The following is a 550-nucleotide window of genomic DNA, read 5'->3' on the forward strand; positions in this document are numbered from 1 at the left end:
GAAGAAGACGCAGCTGGCCTACGTACTTTCGCGAAATATAACAAAGAAATTCTCGTTGCGAGCTCGTTCTCGAAAAACTTCGGCCTATACAATGAACGTGTAGGCGCATTCACGCTTGTTGCTGAATCTGAAGAAGTGGCAACAACAGCATTCTCTCAAGTAAAAGCGATCATCCGCTCTATCTACTCTAACCCACCAGCTCACGGTAGTGCTGTTGTTACTCATATTCTAAACAACGAAGAACTGCGTGCTGAATGGGAAGCGGAAGTACAAGAAATGCGTGACCGTATTCAAGAGATGCGCGAGCTGTTCGTAGCAACTCTGAAAGAAGAAGGTGTGGATGCAGATTTCAGCTTTATCGAACGTCAAAACGGCATGTTCTCGTTCTCTGGTCTATCTAAAGAGCAAGTTAATCGTCTGAAAGATGAGTTCGCAATTTACATCGTTGGTTCTGGCCGTATCAGCGTCGCTGGTATGACAAAATCAAACATGGGCCCGCTATGTAAAGGTATCGCAGCGGTTCTATAATCTGTCGAAAACAGACAAAATA

Annotated in this window: 1 protein-coding gene; it reads left to right on the forward strand. The window is 44.7% G+C overall.

Annotated features, from left to right (window positions below):
- A partial coding sequence (locus tag R8N47_RS27610; protein ID WP_318186413.1) for an aminotransferase class I/II-fold pyridoxal phosphate-dependent enzyme occupies nt 1-528 on the forward strand: 528 nt, incomplete at its 5' end.
- Nucleotides 529-550: the final 22 nt, after the last annotated feature.

The organism is Vibrio sp. 2132-1 (assembly GCF_033344315.1).